The sequence below is a fragment of the Nocardioides alpinus genome, assembly GCF_900112035.1.
In the GTDB taxonomy this organism is placed as follows: domain Bacteria; phylum Actinomycetota; class Actinomycetes; order Propionibacteriales; family Nocardioidaceae; genus Nocardioides; species Nocardioides alpinus.
Map to the genome: position 1 here is coordinate 86,952 of NZ_FOKC01000008.1, position 17,454 is coordinate 104,405.

At 71.6% G+C, this 17,454-nt stretch carries 18 protein-coding genes; 12 read left to right on the forward strand and 6 right to left on the reverse strand.

Going from position 1 to position 17,454, the window contains the following annotated elements; genetic code table 11:
• The first annotated feature begins 53 nt into the window (after positions 1 to 53).
• From BM127_RS15790 to yidC, 4 genes are all read left to right on the forward strand, one after another.
• Complete coding sequence (locus BM127_RS15790) at positions 54 to 1,706, forward strand: phospho-sugar mutase (RefSeq protein WP_091199983.1); 1,653 nt, start codon at positions 54 to 56, stop codon at positions 1,704 to 1,706.
• Positions 1,699 to 2,847 carry a right-handed parallel beta-helix repeat-containing protein gene (locus tag BM127_RS15795; protein WP_157829535.1) on the forward strand — a complete coding sequence of 383 codons (1,149 nt, stop codon included), beginning with the start codon at positions 1,699 to 1,701 and terminating at the stop codon, positions 2,845 to 2,847. The genes BM127_RS15790 and BM127_RS15795 overlap by 8 nt, the downstream gene beginning before the upstream one ends.
• Before the next feature lie 30 nt (positions 2,848 to 2,877).
• Complete coding sequence (locus tag BM127_RS15800; protein WP_091199987.1) at positions 2,878 to 3,189, forward strand: hypothetical protein; 312 nt, start codon at positions 2,878 to 2,880, stop codon at positions 3,187 to 3,189.
• Positions 3,190 to 3,250: 61 nt separating this feature from the next.
• Complete coding sequence (yidC, locus tag BM127_RS15805; RefSeq protein ID WP_091199989.1) at positions 3,251 to 4,051, forward strand: membrane protein insertase YidC; 801 nt, start codon at positions 3,251 to 3,253, stop codon at positions 4,049 to 4,051.
• Here yidC and BM127_RS15810 read toward each other — a convergent pair.
• A complete protein-coding gene (locus BM127_RS15810; protein ID WP_091199991.1) occupies positions 4,041 to 4,982 on the reverse strand; it encodes an NAD(P)-dependent alcohol dehydrogenase in 942 nt (313 codons plus the stop codon). The genes yidC and BM127_RS15810 overlap by 11 nt on opposite strands.
• A gap of 89 nt (positions 4,983 to 5,071) precedes the next feature.
• On the opposite strand from BM127_RS15810, the gene BM127_RS15815 reads away from it, so the two are divergent.
• On the forward strand, positions 5,072 to 5,743 hold the full coding sequence (locus BM127_RS15815) for a TetR/AcrR family transcriptional regulator (protein WP_091199993.1): 672 nt from the start codon (positions 5,072 to 5,074) through the stop codon (positions 5,741 to 5,743).
• Here the strand turns inward: BM127_RS15815 and BM127_RS15820 are convergent.
• Positions 5,727 to 6,332, reverse strand: a complete 606-nt coding sequence (locus BM127_RS15820; RefSeq protein WP_091199995.1) for a hypothetical protein — start codon at positions 6,330 to 6,332, stop codon at positions 5,727 to 5,729. The genes BM127_RS15815 and BM127_RS15820 overlap by 17 nt on opposite strands.
• A gap of 78 nt (positions 6,333 to 6,410) precedes the next feature.
• On the opposite strand from BM127_RS15820, the gene deoC reads away from it, so the two are divergent.
• From deoC to BM127_RS15835, 3 genes are read left to right on the forward strand one after another with little or no spacing between them, the layout of a single operon-like run.
• On the forward strand, positions 6,411 to 7,403 hold the full coding sequence (gene deoC, locus BM127_RS15825; RefSeq protein ID WP_091199997.1) for a deoxyribose-phosphate aldolase: 993 nt from the start codon (positions 6,411 to 6,413) through the stop codon (positions 7,401 to 7,403).
• 8 nt (positions 7,404 to 7,411) lie between these two features.
• Entirely contained in the window at positions 7,412 to 8,860 is a 1,449-nt protein-coding gene (locus tag BM127_RS15830) for an aldehyde dehydrogenase family protein (protein WP_091199999.1), read from the forward strand.
• Positions 8,860 to 9,720, forward strand: coding sequence for an aldehyde dehydrogenase family protein (locus BM127_RS15835; RefSeq protein WP_091200001.1), 861 nt, complete (start codon positions 8,860 to 8,862; stop codon positions 9,718 to 9,720). Before BM127_RS15830 ends, BM127_RS15835 begins: the two co-directional genes overlap by 1 nt.
• A gap of 71 nt (positions 9,721 to 9,791) precedes the next feature.
• Here BM127_RS15835 and BM127_RS15840 read toward each other — a convergent pair whose 3' ends face one another.
• Positions 9,792 to 11,468, reverse strand: coding sequence for a substrate-binding domain-containing protein (locus BM127_RS15840; protein WP_091200002.1), 1,677 nt, complete (start codon positions 11,466 to 11,468; stop codon positions 9,792 to 9,794).
• 96 nt (positions 11,469 to 11,564) lie between these two features.
• Here BM127_RS15840 and BM127_RS15845 point away from each other — a divergent pair, with 96 nt between their 5' ends.
• Positions 11,565 to 12,182: a nucleoside/nucleotide kinase family protein gene (locus tag BM127_RS15845; protein WP_091200004.1), complete on the forward strand. Its 618-nt coding sequence runs from the start codon at positions 11,565 to 11,567 to the stop codon at positions 12,180 to 12,182.
• Entirely contained in the window at positions 12,179 to 12,694 is a 516-nt protein-coding gene (locus BM127_RS15850) for a hypothetical protein (protein ID WP_091200006.1), read from the forward strand. The genes BM127_RS15845 and BM127_RS15850 overlap by 4 nt, the downstream gene beginning before the upstream one ends.
• On the opposite strand, the gene BM127_RS15855 is transcribed toward BM127_RS15850, so the two are convergent.
• On the reverse strand, positions 12,695 to 13,798 hold the full coding sequence (locus BM127_RS15855; protein ID WP_091200169.1) for an adenosine deaminase: 1,104 nt from the start codon (positions 13,796 to 13,798) through the stop codon (positions 12,695 to 12,697). It lies immediately after the preceding gene.
• Positions 13,799 to 13,841: 43 nt separating this feature from the next.
• Between BM127_RS15855 and BM127_RS15860 the strand changes: the two genes are divergently transcribed.
• Positions 13,842 to 14,294: a MaoC family dehydratase gene (locus BM127_RS15860; protein ID WP_091200008.1), complete on the forward strand. Its 453-nt coding sequence runs from the start codon at positions 13,842 to 13,844 to the stop codon at positions 14,292 to 14,294.
• 9 nt (positions 14,295 to 14,303) lie between these two features.
• Here BM127_RS15860 and BM127_RS15865 read toward each other — a convergent pair whose 3' ends face one another.
• Complete coding sequence (locus tag BM127_RS15865; RefSeq protein WP_091200010.1) at positions 14,304 to 15,587, reverse strand: thymidine phosphorylase; 1,284 nt, start codon at positions 15,585 to 15,587, stop codon at positions 14,304 to 14,306.
• Positions 15,587 to 16,012 (reverse strand): cytidine deaminase, encoded by a 426-nt coding sequence (locus BM127_RS15870; protein ID WP_091200012.1) that lies wholly within the window; start codon positions 16,010 to 16,012, stop codon positions 15,587 to 15,589. The genes BM127_RS15865 and BM127_RS15870 overlap by 1 nt, the downstream gene beginning before the upstream one ends.
• Before the next feature lie 166 nt (positions 16,013 to 16,178).
• Between BM127_RS15870 and BM127_RS15875 the strand changes: the two genes are divergently transcribed.
• A complete protein-coding gene (locus BM127_RS15875) occupies positions 16,179 to 17,303 on the forward strand; it encodes a BMP family lipoprotein (RefSeq protein ID WP_231263214.1) in 1,125 nt (374 codons plus the stop codon).
• Positions 17,304 to 17,454 lie beyond the last annotated feature (151 nt).

Here is a 17,454-nt window from a genome sequence, read left to right on the forward strand (position 1 = left end):
CTGGCAGCGCCCGCTGACAACGCCTCGCGAGCGGGGAGGGATAGCGTGCGCCCATGACCGATCTGAGCCCCCTCGTCGAGCAGGCCCGCGCCTGGGCCGCCGAGGACCCCGACGAGCAGACCCGCGCCGAGCTCGAGGCGGTGCTCGCCGCTGCCGAGCGCGGCGAGGAGACCGACCTCGCCGACCGTTTCGCCGGCACCCTCGAGTTCGGCACGGCCGGCCTGCGCGGCGCGCTCGGCGCCGGCCCCAACCGGATGAACCGCGTCGTGGTCACGCGCGCGGCGGCCGGCCTGGCGGCCTACCTCAAGGCCACCGGCCACAGCGGCGGGTCCGTGGTGATCGGCTTCGACGCCCGCCACAACTCCGACGTCTTCGCCCGCGACACCGCCGAGATCATGACGGGCGCCGGCCTCAAGGCCCTCGTCATGCCGCGGACGCTGCCCACTCCCGTGCTCGCCTACGCCATCCGCGAGCTGGGCTGCGCCGCCGGCGTGATGGTCACCGCGAGCCACAACCCGCCGCAGGACAACGGCTACAAGGTCTACCTCGGCGACGGCAGCCAGATCGTCCCCCCGGCCGACATCGAGATCGCCGAGCACATCGCCGCGGTGGGGCCGCTGGCCGACCTGCCCCGCGGCAGCGCCGGCACGCTCGTCAGCGAGAGGATCCTCGACAACTACCTCGACACCGCTGCCAGCCTGGTGGAGGACGGCCCCCGCGACCTGCGGATCGTCTACACGCCGCTGCACGGCGTCGGAGGCACGACGGTCGCGCAGGTGCTGGAGACCGCCGGTTTCGACGCTCCCGACATCGTGGAGGAGCAGGAGCACCCCGATCCCGACTTCCCGACCGTCGCGTTCCCCAACCCCGAGGAGCCGGGCGCGATGGACCTCGCCATGGCGCTCGCGGAGAGGTTGCACGCCGACATCGTGGTCGCCAACGACCCCGACGCCGACCGCTGTGCGGTCGCGGTGCCCGACGCCCATGGCTGGCGGATGCTGCGCGGCGACGAGGTGGGTGCCCTGCTGGCCCACCACCTGATCGCGCGCGGGCGCACCGGCACCTTCGCCAACTCGATCGTGTCCTCGAGCCTGCTCGGCAAGATGGCCGCGGCCGCCGGGCAGCCGCACGAGGAGACGCTGACCGGCTTCAAGTGGATCGGCCGCGTAGAGGGCCTCGCGTTCGGCTACGAGGAGGCGCTGGGCTACTGCTGCGACCCCGAGCACGTGCGGGACAAGGACGGCGTCTCCGCGCTGCTGCTCGTCTGCGAGCTCGCCGCGGAGGCGAAGGCGGCAGGCCGCGGGCTCACCGACGTGCTCGACGACATCGCCCACCAGCACGGGCTGCACGCCACCGACCAGCTGTCCGTGCGCTTCGACGACCTCGCCGACATCCCGCAGACCATGGACCGGCTGCGCAGTGCTCCCCCGACCTCGCTCGGCGGCCTGGCCGTCGAGCGCGCCGAGGACCTGGCCGAGGGCTCGGCGGCCCTCCCCCCGACCGACGGCCTGCGCTACACCCTGGCCGAGGGGGCGCGGGTGATCGTGCGCCCGAGCGGCACCGAGCCCAAGGTGAAGTGCTACCTCGAGGTCGTGATCCCGGTCGGGGACGACGCCGACGGTGGCGTCGACGCGGCGCGCATCTCCGCGGTCGGTCGCCTCGACGCGATCAAGGCCGACCTGCGTGGGGTCGCCTTCGGTGTCTGACGCCCGCGCGCCACGGCTGCTCGCCTGCGGGGCGATCGTCCTGGCCTGCACGGTCGCGGTGCCCGGCTCGTACGCCGCCGACTCCCCGCGCACGTGGCGGGTCGGGCCGGACCGCGCCCTCACCACCCCCAGCGCCGCTGCTGCCGTCGCCCGGGACGGCGACACCGTGCTGATCGACGCCGGCACCTACTCGGGCGACGTCGCCACCTGGACCCAGGACGACCTGACCCTCCGCGGGGACGGCGGGCGGGCCCACCTCCGCGCCGACGGGCAGGACGCGCAGGGCAAGGCGATCTGGGTGATCGCGGGCGACCGCACGACCGTGGACCGCATCGAGTTCAGCGGCGCCGCCGTCCCCGACCGCAACGGTGCGGGGATCCGCCAGGAGGGCACCGACCTCACCGTCACGCGGAGCTGGTTCCACGACAACGAGAACGGCATCCTCACCGGCGCCGACCCCGACAGCGACGTGGTCGTCCGGCGTTCCCGGTTCTTCCGCAACGGCGCGGGTGACGGCTACTCCCACAACCTCTACGCCGGGTCCGTCCGCTCACTGACCGTGGTCGGCAGCTGGCTCTCGGACGCCGACACCGGGCACGAGCTCAAGTCACGTGCTGCAGCCACCACGATCGTCGGCAACCGGATCAGCGACGGCGACGGCACCGCGAGCTACTCGATCGACCTGCCCAACGGCGGGCGCTCGCTCGTCGCCGGCAACGTCATCGTGCAGGGGCCGAACTCGGAGAACCCCGCGCTCGTCTCCTACGGCGCCGAGGGGCTGACCCACCCCTCGCGGGTGCTCTGGGTCGTCAATAACACCTTCGTCAACCGGCGTACGTCCGGCACCTTCGTCGCGCTCGCCGACGGCAGTCGCGCCCACCTGCGCAACAACCTCGTCCTCGGGCCCGGCGTGCTGAGCAGTGGTCCCGCCGACGCCCGGCGCAACCGCGTGGTCGGTCCCGGCGGCTTCGTCGACCCGGAGGCCGAGGACTTCCGTCTCCAGCCGTCCTCCCCCGCGGTCGACCGAGGGGGCGCGGTGCCGCGGCGCTGGCGCGCCCGCTGGGAGTACGCCGCCCCGGCGCGGCCGGTCCGTCGTGCGGTCGTCGGGCGGACCGACCTCGGCGCCCACGAGCTGGGGTAGGACCTGCCCGCCATCCACTACGCTCGGACCATGGTCCGGACCGGAGGCGAGCTCCTCGCACCGGTCCGTGCCGCCCTCACCCTGCTGGTCGTGGCCATCGCCTCCATGCTCGCGGCGTCCGTGCTGGCGCCCCAGGTGTCGGCGGAGTCGGTCCTCGTGATCGCCGCCCTCAGCACCGCGACCACCGCACTCGTCGGCTCGCACCGAACGCTCGTCCTGCCGACCACGCGACCGCTGATGCTGCCCGCCCGGTGGGCGCACGAGGTGCTTCCGCACCTCGCCGGTCGCTCCACCGACGTCGACCACCACCCGCAGCGCCCGCGAGCTCCCGGACTCGTCTGACCCGTCGCGCCACCGCGCCCGACCCGTCCGACCCGTCCCTTCGTCCTCCCCAGGAGCTCGCATGTCCCCCCTCGCACCCATCAAGCACGCCCTCGCCGCGATCCTCGCGGCCGCCCACGACGGACTCACCGCGCTCGGCGCCGACCCGGCCGCCGGCCTCACCTGGCTGCTCTGCGTCGCCGCCGTCGTCGTCACCCTCCGCCTCGCCCTGCTGCCGATCGTCGTGCACGGCGTACGCCAGGCCCACGCCGGTGCGCGTGCCCGGCCGCACCTGCAGGAGCTGTCCAGCCGCCTCGGGACGCGCCCCGACCGCGACAGCCTGCGCCAGCACCTCGAGGAGCGGCGCATGGTGTCTGCCGAGCACGGCGTCAGCCGCCTCGGCTGCCTGCCCGTGCTGCTCCAGCTCCCTGTCTGGCTGGGGCTCTACCACCTGATCTCCGACGTCTCGTCGGGCACCGCCGTGGGCGCGATGGGCCCGGCACTGGTGTCGTCGCTCGGTGCGGCATCGGTCCTCGGCGTCACCCTGGCCGGCAGCGGCTACCTCGGCGGCGGGCCTGCGCACCTCGCCGTCGTCGCCGGCCTGGCCCTCACCGCGGCCACGCTCTCGTACGTCACCCAGCGCTACGTCGTCGCCTCCAACACCCTGACCGAGGGGCTCCCGGAGGCGATGGTCGCGGCACAGCGCATCGTGCCGGCCGTCTCCGCCCTCGGCCTGGTGATGGCCGGTGGGGTGGTCCCGGTGGCCCTGCTCGCCTACTGGGTGTGCAACTCCGCCTGGACCCTGGGCCAGACCGCGGCCATCGCCCACTGGTTCCCCACGCCGGGGACCCCCGCCCACGCCCGGCGCGCGGCTAGGGCGTGACGACGAGGCTGCCCACCTTGCGACCCGAGTCGACGAGGCGGTGCGCCTCGACGATGTCGGCCAGCGGCACCGTGCGGTCGACGACCGCCCGCAGCTCGCCGGCAGCGATCCGCTCGAGCAGCCACGCGAAGGCGACAGGATCCTCCGAGGAGACGCCGGCCCGCACGTTGCCCCGCGCCAGGACGGTGTCGGCCAGCCCAGCGGCCACGAGGACCAGGACACCGTCGGGTGCCAGCAGCCGCAGCCCCGTGCGGCGGTCGAGGTTGCCGACCGTGTCGAGCACGACGTCGTACTTCTCGGGGAGGTCGAGCACGGACGTCGACGCGTGGTCGACCACCTCGTCCGCCCCGAGGGATCGCACCAGGTCGGCGTTGCGCGCGCTGCACACGGCCGTGACGTGCGACCCCGCGAGGTGCGCGATCTGGACGGCTGCGGTCCCGACCGCGCCGGAGGCGCCGTTGACCAGCACCCGCTTCCCGGGACCGACCAGGTCGCGCAGGAAGTGGCGGGCCGTGCTGCCGCCGAAGAGGATCGCGGCGGCCTGGTCGTGGCTGACCTCGGCAGGCTTGGGTGCCAGTCGGTCCACCCGTACGGCGGCCAGCTCGGCGTGCGCACCCATGCGGGCGCCGGTCATCCCGCAGACCTCGTCGCCGACGGCCACCCCGGTCACGCCCCGGCCCACCTCCTCGACCACTCCGGAGTAGACACCTCCCAGGACCGCGCGGCGAGGACCGCGGAGGCCGAGGGCGAGCCGCCCCGGCACGGCGAAGCCCGGAGGGAAGCGACATCCGCGGATGCGGGCGTCACCGGAGTTGAGGGTCGTGGCGTGCACGCGCACCAGCACCTGGCCCTTGCCCGCGACCGGGTCCGGCAGGTCGAGCACCGACACCACCTCGGGCGGGCCGTACCGCTCCACCACTGCTGCCTTCACGTCGTCTCCCTCACGTGCCTTACACCTGTAAGTCAGGGTGCCGTCAGAGTAGCCTTACGCCCGTAAGTCAGCCAACCCGGGAGCAGCCCATGTCCAGACCACCTCCCCCTCGACCAGCACTCTCGACGCAGCGCGTCATCGACGCGGCGAGCCGCGTGGCCGACGCCTCGGGGCTGGCCGGGGTGAGCATGCGCAGCGTCGGCCGTGAGCTGGAGGTGGAGGCGATGTCGCTCTACCACCACGTCGCCAGCAAGGACGCGCTGCTCGACGGGCTGGCCGACTGGGTGTTCGAACGCATCGAGACGCCCTCCCCGTCGGGTCCGTGGCGCGCCGAGATGGAGGGGCGGGCGCACTCTGCCCGCACCGTGCTGGCCGCGCACCCGTGGGGCCTCGGCCTCATCGAGTCGCGCCGCTCCCCCGGCCCGGCGACCCTGCACCACCACGATGCCGTCCTCGGCTGCCTGCGCGCGGCCGGCTTCACCGTCGCACTGGCCGGGCACGCCTTCTCGGTGCTCGACGCGTACGTCTACGGCTTCGTGCTCACCGAGGTGAACCTGCCGTTCCAGCCCGGCGAGTCGGCCGAGGACTTCGTGGCAGACCTCGGCCCGCTCATGAGCGCGTACCCGCACCTGGCCGAGATGGTCGCGGAGCAGATCGTCGGGCGCGACTACGCCTACGGCAACGAGTTCGCCTACGGCCTCGAGCTGGTCCTCGACGGGCTCGAGGAGAGGTTCGGGACCGGACTCAGAGGAGGAGGGTGACCAGGAGCACGACCGCGGAGGCCGCCATCAGCCCCAGCGGCACCCACGCCGGCTCGCGTCGTACGGCGTCGGGCAGCGCGAGCTGCTCGGTCGAGCCCGGCCGCACACCGGCAGCCGTGCGTGCGTCGTCGACGAGGTCGTGGAGGCGGGTCTCCACGAAGTCGGCGTAGGGCATCCCGTCCTGCGGTGTCGCCCCGCCCGAGGTGGGCCGGGTGCGGATCGCCTTGCGCCACGAGCGACCGATCACCGTCGAGACCCAGCGCCGGTCGGCCGCCCGCACCGCGAGGACCTGGCGCACGGCCAGCTCCTCGACCGCGGCGAGCCGGATGTGGACGGTCTCGGCGAGGTTGCGCATGACCAGGTGCTCGCCGGTGACCCAGAGCGCGGGACGCAGCATCGCCGCCCAGGCGGCGACTCCCACGAGGAGGGCGGCGCCGATCACCCAGCGGGGGAACCCGGCGTCGAGATAGGCCAGACCGGCCACCACCACGGCTGCCGCCATGACCACCGTCATCCATCCGGTCACCCGACCGCTGGTCGGGTGGAAACGCTCGACCGGCGCCTTCGGGTCGTCCTGCAGGCGTGCCATGTTCTCCTCGTCAACTTGGGCAGATTCTGGTCCTCCGTGGATTGCCGGGGGCCTCGACGCCAACTCTATGCTGGGGCGGTGACGCCCACTTCCAGCTCAACGGCGAGCTCTCCCCCGACCTCAGGTGTCTTCGACGACATCGTGCGTTCGGACTCCTCGCTCCGCCGATTCCTCCACGGCCTCCCCGGGGTCGACCAGGTCGGGTGCGAGGCCCGCGCCGCCGGTCTCGGCACCCGGTCCATCAAGACCACGTCGAAGGCCTACGCCATCGACCTGGCCATCCGGATGGTCGACCTGACCACGCTCGAGGGCGCCGACACCCACGGCAAGGTGCGCGCGCTCGCCTCCAAGGCGATGCGCCCCGACCCCGCCGACCCCTCGTGCCCGGCCACCGCCGCCGTCTGCGTCTACCCCGACATGGTCGGCACGGCCAAGCAGACCCTCGGCGACAGCGGCGTCCACGTGGCGGCCGTGGCGACGGCCTTCCCGTCCGGTCGCGCCTCGATGGACATCAAGCTGGCCGACACCCGTGACGCGGTCGAGGCCGGCGCCGACGAGATCGACATGGTCATCGACCGTGGCGCCTTCCTCTCGGGCCGCTACCTCGACGTCTACGAGGAGATCGTCCAGGTCAAGGAGGCCTGCGCCCGGGCTGACGGGTCGAGCGCGCACCTGAAGGTGATCTTCGAGACCGGCGAGCTGCAGACCTACGACAACGTCCGCCGCGTGAGCTGGCTGGCGATGATGGCCGGTGGCCACTTCATCAAGACGTCGACCGGCAAGGTCCAGCCGGCGGCGACGCTGCCGGTCACGCTGATCATGCTGGAGGCCGTACGCGACTTCCGTGAGCAGACAGGCCAGATGGTCGGCGTGAAGCCGGCCGGTGGCATCAAGACCACCAAGGACGCCATCAAGTACCTCGTGATGGTCAACGAGATCGCCGGTCCCGACTGGCTCGATCCCGACTGGTTCCGCTTCGGCGCCTCCACCTTGCTCAACGACCTGTTGATGCAGCGCACCAAGATGACGACCGGTCGCTACTCCGGTCCCGACTACTTCACGCTGGACTGAGGCACCCCATGAGCACTTTCGACTACGCACCCGCGCCCGAGTCGCGCGCCGTCGTGGACATCAAGCCGTCCTACGGCCTCTTCATCAACGGCGAGTTCGTCGACGGCTCCGGCACGTCGTTCAAGACGATCAACCCGGCCACCGAGGAGGTCCTCGCCGAGGTCGCCGAGGCCAGTGACGCCGACGTCGACGAGGCCGTGAAGGCCGCCCGCCGCGCCTACACCCGCGTCTGGTCGAAGATGTCCGGCGCCGAGCGCGCCAAGTACCTCTACCGGATCGCCCGGATCATCCAGGAGCGCGGCCGCGAGCTCGCCGTCCTGGAGTCGATCGACAACGGCAAGCCGATCAAGGAGTCCCGCGACGTCGACATCCCCGTCGTCGCCGCCCACTTCTTCTACTACGCCGGCTGGGCCGACAAGCTCGAGCACTCGGGCTACGGCTCGACCCCGCTCGGCGTCGCCGGCCAGATCATCCCGTGGAACTTCCCGCTGCTGATGCTGGCGTGGAAGATCGCCCCGGCCCTCGCGTGCGGCAACACCGTCGTGCTCAAGCCCGCCGAGACCACCCCGCTCACCGCGCTGCTCTTCGCCGAGATCTGCCAGCAGGCCGACCTCCCTCCCGGCGTGGTCAACATCGTCACCGGCGCCGGCGAGACGGGCCGCGCGATCGTGTCGCACCCCGACGTCGACAAGGTCGCCTTCACCGGCTCCACCGAGGTCGGCAAGGCCATCGCCCGCTCGGTCGCGGGCACGGACAAGAAGGTCACCCTCGAGCTCGGCGGCAAGGCGGCCAACATCGTCTTCGACGACGCCCCGCTCGACCAGGCCATCGAGGGCATCGTCAACGGCATCTTCTTCAACCAGGGCCACGTCTGCTGCGCCGGCTCGCGCCTGCTCGTGCAGGAGTCCGTGGCCGACGAGGTCATGGAGCGCCTCAAGCGCCGGATGGCCACGCTGCGCGTCGGCGACCCGCTCGACAAGAACACCGACGTGGGTGCCATCAACTCCGCCGAGCAGCTCGCCAAGATCCGCGAGCTCTCGCAGATCGGTGAGGACGAGGGCGCCGAGCGCTGGTCCGCGCCGTGCGACCTCCCGTCCAACGGCTACTGGTTCGCCCCGACCGTCTTCACCGGCGTCACGCAGGCCCACCGGATCGCCCGCGAGGAGATCTTCGGCCCGGTCCTGTCGGTGCTGACCTTCCGCACGCCGTCCGAGGCGGTCGAGAAGGCCAACAACACGCCGTTCGGCCTCTCCGCCGGCGTGTGGACCGACAAGGGCTCGCGCATCCTGTCCATGGCCAACCGCCTGCGGGCCGGCGTGGTCTGGGCCAACACGTTCAACAAGTTCGACCCGACCTCGCCGTTCGGCGGCTACAAGGAGTCCGGGTACGGCCGCGAGGGCGGCCGCCACGGGCTCGAGGGCTACCTCAAGACCAACGAGATGGGAGCGGACAGCTGATGTCCCGCATCGACGTGCGCAAGACGTACAAGCTCTACATCAACGGGCAGTTCCCCCGCTCGGAGTCGGGCCGCTCCTACGTCGTCAACGACGCCAAGGGCCGCCTGATGGCCAACGCCGCCCAGGCCTCGCGCAAGGACGCCCGCGACGCGGTCGTGGCTGCCCGCGCGGCCTTCGGCGGCTGGTCGGGGAGGACGGCCTACAACCGCGCCCAGGTCGTCTACCGCATCGCCGAGGTGCTCGAGGGGCGCCGCGAGCAGTTCGAGGCCGAGCTCCGCGCCTCGGAGGGTGTCAGCGCCGCCAAGGCCCGGACGTACGTCGACGCCGCCGTCGACCGCCTCGTCTGGTACGCCGGCTGGGCCGACAAGATCACCCAGGTGACCGGCAACGCCAACCCGGTCGCCGGCCCCTACTTCAACCTGTCCACCCCGGAGCCGAGCGGCGTCATCGCCGTCGTCGCCCCGCGCGGCGCGCTCCTGGGCCTCATCAGCGTGGTGGCCCCGGCGATCATCACCGGCAACACCGTCGTCGTCATCGCCAGCGAGCAGAACCCGCTGACCGCGATCACCCTCGGTGAGGTCATGGCCACCAGCGACCTGCCCGGCGGCGTGGTCAACGTGCTCACCGGCTCGGTGGCCGAGATCGCCCCCTGGCTGGCCTCGCACATGGACGTCAACGGCCTCGACCTGACCGGTGTCACCGACGCCGACCAGGCGAGGGAGCTCGAGGTGGCCGCGGCCGACAACCTCAAGCGCGTACGCCGTCCGGCCCCCGACACCGACTGGCTCCTCGAGCCCGCCCTGGACCGGATGACCCGGTTCATGGAGACCAAGACGGTCTGGCACCCGATCGGGGTCTGAGAGACCAGGCGCACACCACGACGAAGGCCCCCGGAGGATCTCCGGGGGCCTTCGTCGTACGTGCGGGTCGATCAGCGGTTGAGCAGGGCCGAGGCCAGCACCCCGAGGATCTCGTTGGGGTCCTTCACCAGGTAGTTCTGCCCACCGGTCGCCGCGGCGATCTGGTCGAGCTCGCCGGTGTCGGCGTCGTCGGAGATGCCGATGATGATCACCTTGACGGGCTTGGCCGGGTCACGCAGCGACTTCAGCTGGTTGACCAGGGAGTCGAGCGACAGCGAGCTGGAGTCGTCGCTGGCGCCGTCGGTGAAGATCACCACGGAGTTGAACCACGCCGGGTCCCACTTCTCCTGGGCGTACTTGTAGGCCGCCAGCGTCGTGTCCATGACGCCCGTGCCGCCCTTGACGCGCCCGACGAGCTTGTCGGCCTCGGCGCGGACCAGGTCGCCGTGCGTGCCAGCGTCACCCGCGGGGGCGTCGAGACGGTCGAGGGTGGCGTACTCCGCGTAGGAGACCCCGCCCTCCCCACGGTTCTTGGAGAAGCCCCAGATGCCGATGCGGGCCTGGGCCGGGAAGGCGTCGAGCGCCACCTGCGAGGCGTTGACGGCCAGCTGGATGCGGGTGATGTCGCCGATCGAGGTCTTCATGGAGCCGGACAGGTCGACCACCGCGAGGATGCTCGACGGGACGGCGAGCACGCGCCACTGGCGCAGCGTGTCGTCGGTCGTCTTCTGGGGCACCGTGGCCAGCACCTTCGTGTCGCCGAGGCCGATGCCACCGGCCAGGGGCGCACCGTCGGGGCCGCGGAGCTCGGCTGCAGCGATCGCCTCGACCCCTGCCGTCGAGGTGAACCAGCGGGTCAGCGCGCGTCCGACGCGCGCCGAGAGGTCGCCGCCGGAGGCCAGGATGTCCTTGCTGCCCCGGTTCACGTCGATGAGGGGGTACTGGAGCATCGGTACGCCGGTGTTGGGCGCGACCATGTTGATCTGGTCGTTGCTGCGACGCGCCGCGAGGTAGGCCTGCTCGGTGGCGGGCACCAGCTGGGTGCTCGAGGCCGAGATGGTGGTCAGGTCGGTCTCGGTGGAGGCGCCGGCGACGGCGCGCTCCCCGTAGGTCTGGGCGACCGGGACGGTCTTCTCCTCGATGGTCAGCGCGGTCTCACCGGTCTGCTTCATCTCGGCGTAGGGAGCCAGCAGCGCGAGCGCGGACGCGCCCTCGGCACTCGGGTCGGCCATGGCCAGCGTGCCGCCGCCCAGGACTCCGGTCCACGAGGCCGGCGCCTTCGCCGCGGGTCCGCCGATGAGTCCGACGGGGGTCTGGGCCAGGACGTCGGCGACCGGCGTGCCGGTCCAGCCGGCGGCGGTGAGCTGCCCCTTCCAGGTCGGGCTGTCCGGGATCCAGATCTCGGGGAGCACGGCGTTGGGGTCGGCCAGGAGCGCCACGACGTCCTTCACCGTGCCGCTGGTGACCTGGATGTCGATGCAGGGCTCGTCGGCGTTGACGTCCTTGACGGCCTCCGCGACGAGGCTCTCCATCACCGGTGCGGTGGTCAGGGTCACCTCCTCGGACACGCAGGAGGCGGCCTCGGTCTCGTCGTTGCTTCCGGTCAGCACGACGAAGGCGATGACACCGACGACGAGCGCGAGGGCAAGGCCGACGAGCATCGGCACCTTGCCGGCGAGGCCGGAGCGCCGGTCGGCACTCACAGAATTGGGCGCAGTTTCGGGCGCGGTCGAGTCGTCCTGACTCATGAAGTCCTCCCACAAGGAACGTTCAATCGGGGGTCTGGGCGAGACTAGTCTTGGATGTCAGCGTGCGTGGCCGAACGAGGAAATGAGTCCGTGACAATGCAGCGTGCCCAGGTGGTCGTCCTGGCCGGCCCGAGCGGTGCCGGGAAGTCCCGGCTGGCCGAACGGCTCGGCTTCCCGGTCCTGCGCCTCGACGACTTCTACAAGGACGGCGACGACCCGACCCTGCCCCGGATCACCCACGGCGCCAACGCCGGGCTCGTCGACTGGGACGACCCCGCGTCCTGGCACCGCGAGGACGCCCTCGCAGCGCTCCGGGAGCTCTGCGCCACCGGGCGCAGCGAGGTGCCGGTCTACGAGATCGCGCAGAACGGACGCTGCGGCTCCCGCGCCGTCGACCTCGGCGGGAGCACCCACTTCGTGGCCGAGGGGATCTTCGCGCCGGAGGTCGTCGCGGCCTGCCGCGAGGAGGGGATGCTGGAGGCTGCCTACTGCATCACCCAGCATCCGCTCGTCACGTTCTGGCGACGCCTGACGCGTGACCTGCGCGAGCACCGCAAGCCTCCGCTGATGCTCATGCGGCGGGGGGTCGCCCTGATGCGGGACCAGCAGCAGGTCGTCGGGCGGGCGGTCCGGCAGGGGTGCCGCCGGGCGACCGGCGACCAGGCCTACGCCGAGCTGACCGCGCGGAGCCAGACCTCGACCCACTCCTCGTGAGCCTGCGCCAGCCCGATCGCCGGTCCTGCGGCGCCGCCTCCCTGGTGATGGCCCGCCGGTTGGTGCGCCCGCGCTACGCCGGACTGGTCACCGACCAGACAGTCTTCGCCCACGAGGTCAGCACCCTCCACCGTCGGCTCACCTCGCTCTCCGACACCGCGGGCGGCTGGCAGGTCCCGTGGCTGCGCGCCATCGGCACCCCGCCCTGGGCGGTGGCCCGCGAGCTGCGCCTGCTCACCGGGGTGTCGTACGCCGTCCGCCCGGTGCGGCTGCGCCGCCGGGTCTGGCGCCACCTCGCGGCCGCCGTCCCGGACCGACCGGTCGCGGTGTTCGTCGGCGACCGGTGGCTGCCGCGGCACGTCGTGCTCGTGACGGGGCTCGACGACGCCGGCGCGACGACGTACGAGCCCGCCTCGGGACTCACCCCGACCGTCAGCCGCGAGCGCTGGGAGCGCGGCGACCTCGGGCTCGCCGGCTGGGACCGGCCGTGGCTGGTCGTCAGCCCCAGGTGACTACCGCTGCCCGATGAGGGAGGCGTAGCCCGGCTTGACGACCTTCTCGATGATCGCGAGCCGCTCGTCGAAGGGCAGGAACGCCGACTTCATCGCGTTGATGGTGAACCAGCGCAGGTCCTCGAGCGTGTAGTCGAACGCCTCGACGAGACCGAACATCTCCTGGGTCATCGAGGTGCCGCTCATCAGCCGGTTGTCGGTGTTGACCGTGACCCGGAAGCGGAGCTCGGTGAGCAGCCCGATCGGGTGCTCGGCGAAGGACTCGGCCGCACCCGTCTGGATGTTGGAGCTGGGGCACATCTCCAGCGGGATCCGCTTGTCGCGGACGTAGGCCGCGAGCCCGCCGAGCTCCACCGTCCCGTCGTCGTGCACGGTGATGTCGTCGATGATCCGCACGCCGTGGCCGAGCCGGTCGGCCCCGCACCACTGCAGGGCCTCCCAGATCGACGGCAGGCCGAAGGCCTCGCCGGCGTGGATGGTGAAGTGGGCGTTCTCGCGCTGGAGGTACTCGAACGCGTCGAGGTGCCGGGTGGGCGGGAAGCCCGCCTCCGCGCCGGCGATGTCGAAGCCGGCCACACCGCGGTCGCGCCAGGCGATCGCGAGCTCGGCGATCTCCATCGACCGCGCCTGGTGACGCATGGCGGTCAGCAGCTGCCGTACGACGATCCTGCCGCCGCTGGCGGCCATCCCCTCCTCGAAGCCCTCCTGGACCGCGGCGACGACCTCGTCGAGGGTCATGTCTCCCGACACGTGCTGCTCGGGGGCGTAGCGGACCTCGGCGTAGACGACGCCGTCCGCGGCCAGGTCCTCGACGCACTCGCGGGCGACCCGGGCGATCGCGGGACCGTTCTGCATGACCGCGACGGTGTGGTCGAAGGTCTCCAGGTAGCGCACCAGCGACCCCGAGTCGGCCGACTCGGCGAACCAGCGACCGAGCGACTCGGCGTCGTCGGCGGGCAGCCGGTGGCCGATCTCCGCGGCGAGCTCGACGATCGTCTGCGGGCGCAGGCCGCCGTCGAGGTGGTCGTGCAGGAGCACCTTGGGCGCCGCGTGCACCTGCTCGCGGGTGGGCGGGGTCGGCGTCCTGCCGGAGGTCTGGGTCACGTCGGTCACAGGGCCATCCAACCAGTCGCCCTAGGGTTGCCCCATGCGCACCTTCACCACGCTCGAGGACGTCGCTGCGGCCGCCGGTTCCGACATCGGGACCAGCGAGTGGCTCGACGTCGACCAGGCCCGCATCTCCGCGTTCGCCGACGCCACGCTGGACCACCAGTGGATCCACGTGGACGTCGAGGCGGCAGCCGCCGGGCCGTTCGGCACCACGATCGCCCACGGCTTCCTGACCCTGAGCCTGCTCCCCCACTTCGCCTCGCAGGTCTTCCGCCTCGAGACGCCGGGGGCCCGGCTCAACTACGGGTTGGAGAAGGTCCGCTTCCCCGCGCCGGTGCCCGTCGACTCCCGGCTGCGCTCACACGTGCGTTTCGGCGAGGTCCGCGACCTGCCCGCGGGCAAGCAGCTCATCGTCGAGCACACTGTCGAGATCGAGGGCCAGGACAAGCCGGCCTGCGTGGCCGCTCACGTGGTGCTCCTGCTGGCCTGAGGACCCGGCCTACCCGATCCGGTCGAGGACGATCGGACCCGGGGCGTACGACGACCCGTCGCCGATGTCGAAGCCACCCTCCAGCGAGGCCAGCGCGCGGTCGAAGCGCTCCGGCTCGTCGGTGAGCAGCGTGAGGAGCGGCTGACCCTCGGTGACCTCGTCGCCGGGGCGGGCGTGCCACACGACGCCGGCGCCGGCCTGCACGGGGTCCTCCTTGCGGGCGCGGCCCGCACCCAGCCGCCAGGCGGCCAGGCCGACGGCCATCGCGTCGAGGCGGGTGAGCGTGCCGGTCGCGGGCGCGGTGACCACGTGCGACTCCTTCGCCACGGGCAGGTCTGCCTCGGGGTCGCCGCCCTGGGCGCGGATCATCGCCTTCCAGGCGTCCATCGCGGAGCCGTCTGCGAGCTTGTCGGCGGGGTCGATGTCGGTGACGCCGGCCCCGGCGAGCATCTCCCGGGCCAGGGCGAGCGTGAGCTCGACGACGTCGGCGGGGCCACCTCCGGCCAGCACCTCGACCGACTCGGCGACCTCGATCGCGTTGCCGGCGGTGAGCCCGAGCGGGGTGGCCATGTCGGTGAGGAGCGCGACCGTGTGGACTCCCGCGTCGGTGCCGAGCGCGACCATCGTCTCGGCGAGCTCACGAGCCGTGGCGAGGTCTTTCATGAAGGCGCCGCTGCCGACCTTCACGTCGAGCACCAGCGCACCGGTGCCCTCGGCGATCTTCTTGCTCATGATCGAGCTCGCGATCAGCGGGATCGCCTCGACGGTGCCGGTGACGTCGCGCAGGGCGTAGAGCTTCTTGTCCGCCGGGGCGAGCCCGTCGCCCGCCGCGCAGATCACTGCCCCTACGTCCTCGAGGATCGCGAACATCTCCTCGTTGCTGAGCGCCGCGCGCCAGCCGGGGATCGACTCGAGCTTGTCCAGGGTGCCGCCGGTGTGGCCGAGCCCGCGACCGGAGAGCTGCGGCACGGCGACGCCGCAGGCCGCGACGAGCGGCGCGAGCGGCAGCGTGATCTTGTCCCCCACCCCGCCGGTGGAGTGCTTGTCGGCCGTGGGACGAGAGAGCGTGGAGAAGTCCATCCGCTCGCCCGACGCGATCATCGCGGCGGTCCAGCGCGCGATCTCGGTGCGGTTCATCCCGTTGAGCAGGATCGCCATCGCAAGGGCCGACATCTGCTCGTCGGCGACCTCGCCGCGGGTGTAGGCGTCGATCACCCAGTCGATCTGGCTGTCGCTGAGCTCGTGGCGGTCGCGCTTGGCCAAGATGACCTCGACGGCGTCGTGGGCAGGCATCAGGGGGTTCCTCCGAACGTGGTGAGGTCGTCGGGCCCGAAGGCGTCGGGGAGCACCTCGGACATCGACTTGATCCCGGAGACGGTCCAGAGCTGCAGGTCGCGCCCTCCGTGCTCGAACAGGAGCTGGCGGCAGCGCCCGCACGGCATGATCACGTCGTTGTCGCCGTTGACGCACACGAAGTGCGTCAGCCGGCCGCCCCCGGTGGCGTGGAGCTGCGAGACCACTCCGCACTCGGCGCAGAGCACGACGCCGTACGCCGCGTTCTCGACGTTGCAGCCGACCACGACCCTGCCGTCGTCGACCCGCGCGGCCGCCCCGACGGGGAACTTCGAGTACGGCGCGTAGGCCCTCCCCATCACGTCGACGGCGGCTGCCTTGAGCTCGTCCCACTCCCTCTGATCCACGGCGCAACTATGGCGCATACCTCGAAGCCGTCGTCTTCGGCAGGTTCCGCCGAAAGATCTCCTGACGGTTTTAGGTCTCAAACCGGTTTCAGTAGTAGCGATCCTGATGACGGGGCCCTCAGGGCGCGGCATCATGCTCCCGAACGCTGACCCCATCCCGGGGTTCAAGAACTTGGAGGCATTTGTGTTGAAGACGAGGAAGGTCGTCGCGAGCGGCCTCGTGACGCTGCTGGCGGCCGCCACCCTGGCTGCGTGCGGTGACGCGCCCGAGGAAGACACCACCACCGGCAGCGAGAGCAGCAGCTCCGCCGAGCCGGCAGTCGCTGACTTCCTGCCGTGCATCGTCTCCGACGCGGGTGGGTTCGACGACAAGTCGTTCAACCAGCTCGGCTACGAGGGCGCCAAGCAGGCCGCCGACGAGCTCGGTGTCGAGCTCAAGCCGGTCGAGTCCAACAGCGAGAACGACTTCGGCCCCAACCTGGAGAGCCTCGTCGGCGAGGGCTGCGACGTCATCGTGACCGTCGGCTTCGCGCTGGCCTCGGCCACCAAGGAGTCCGCTGCCGCCAACCCCGACATCGAGTACGTCCTCATCGACGACTCGGCCGACGGCGGCGACGACGGTGCGACCTTCGACGGCAAGGCCGACGTGGAGAACATCAAGCCGCTGCTCTACAACACCGCCCAGGCCGCGTTCCTGGCCGGCTACGCCGCTGCTGACTACACCAAGACCGGCAAGGTCGGCACCTACGGCGGTATGCCCTTCCCGACCGTGACGATCTTCATGGACGGCTTCAAGCAGGGCGCGGAGTACTACGCCAAGGAGAACAAGAAGGACGTCGAGGTCGTCGGCTGGGACGGCAAGAACGGTTCCTTCACCGGTGGCTTCGAGGCCAACGAGGCCGCGACCAGCACCGCCAAGCAGATCCTCGACCAGGACGTCGACGTGATCCTGCCGGTCGGTGGCCCGATCTACCAGGGCGCGATCACCGCGATCGAGGACTCCGGCAAGGACATCGCGATGCTCGGTGTCGACGCCGACCTCTTCGAGACCGACCCGACCACGCAGGACTACGTCATGACCTCGATCCTCAAGGGCATGAAGGTCTCGACCTACGAGGCCGTCATGGCCGCGGGTGCCGACGAGTTCGACTTCGCCCCCTACGTGGGCACGCTCGAGAACGAGGGAGTCGGCATCGCGCCGTTCCACAACTTCGAGAGCAAGGTGAGCCCTGAGCTCGCCGACAAGCTCGAGACGGTCAAGGCCGGCATCATCGACGGCTCGATCACGGTGAACTCCTACCTGGGCTGATCACCAGCACGCTCCACCACGGAGGGAGGTCGACGTACGCGTCGGCCTCCCTCTGCTGTTGCCAGACACCGGGCCCGAGCTTTGGCACATCTTTGTCCAGACCACCGGGCCGGTGACGGCTAGCCTTCCCCGCGGCCGGCCCACCCATTCA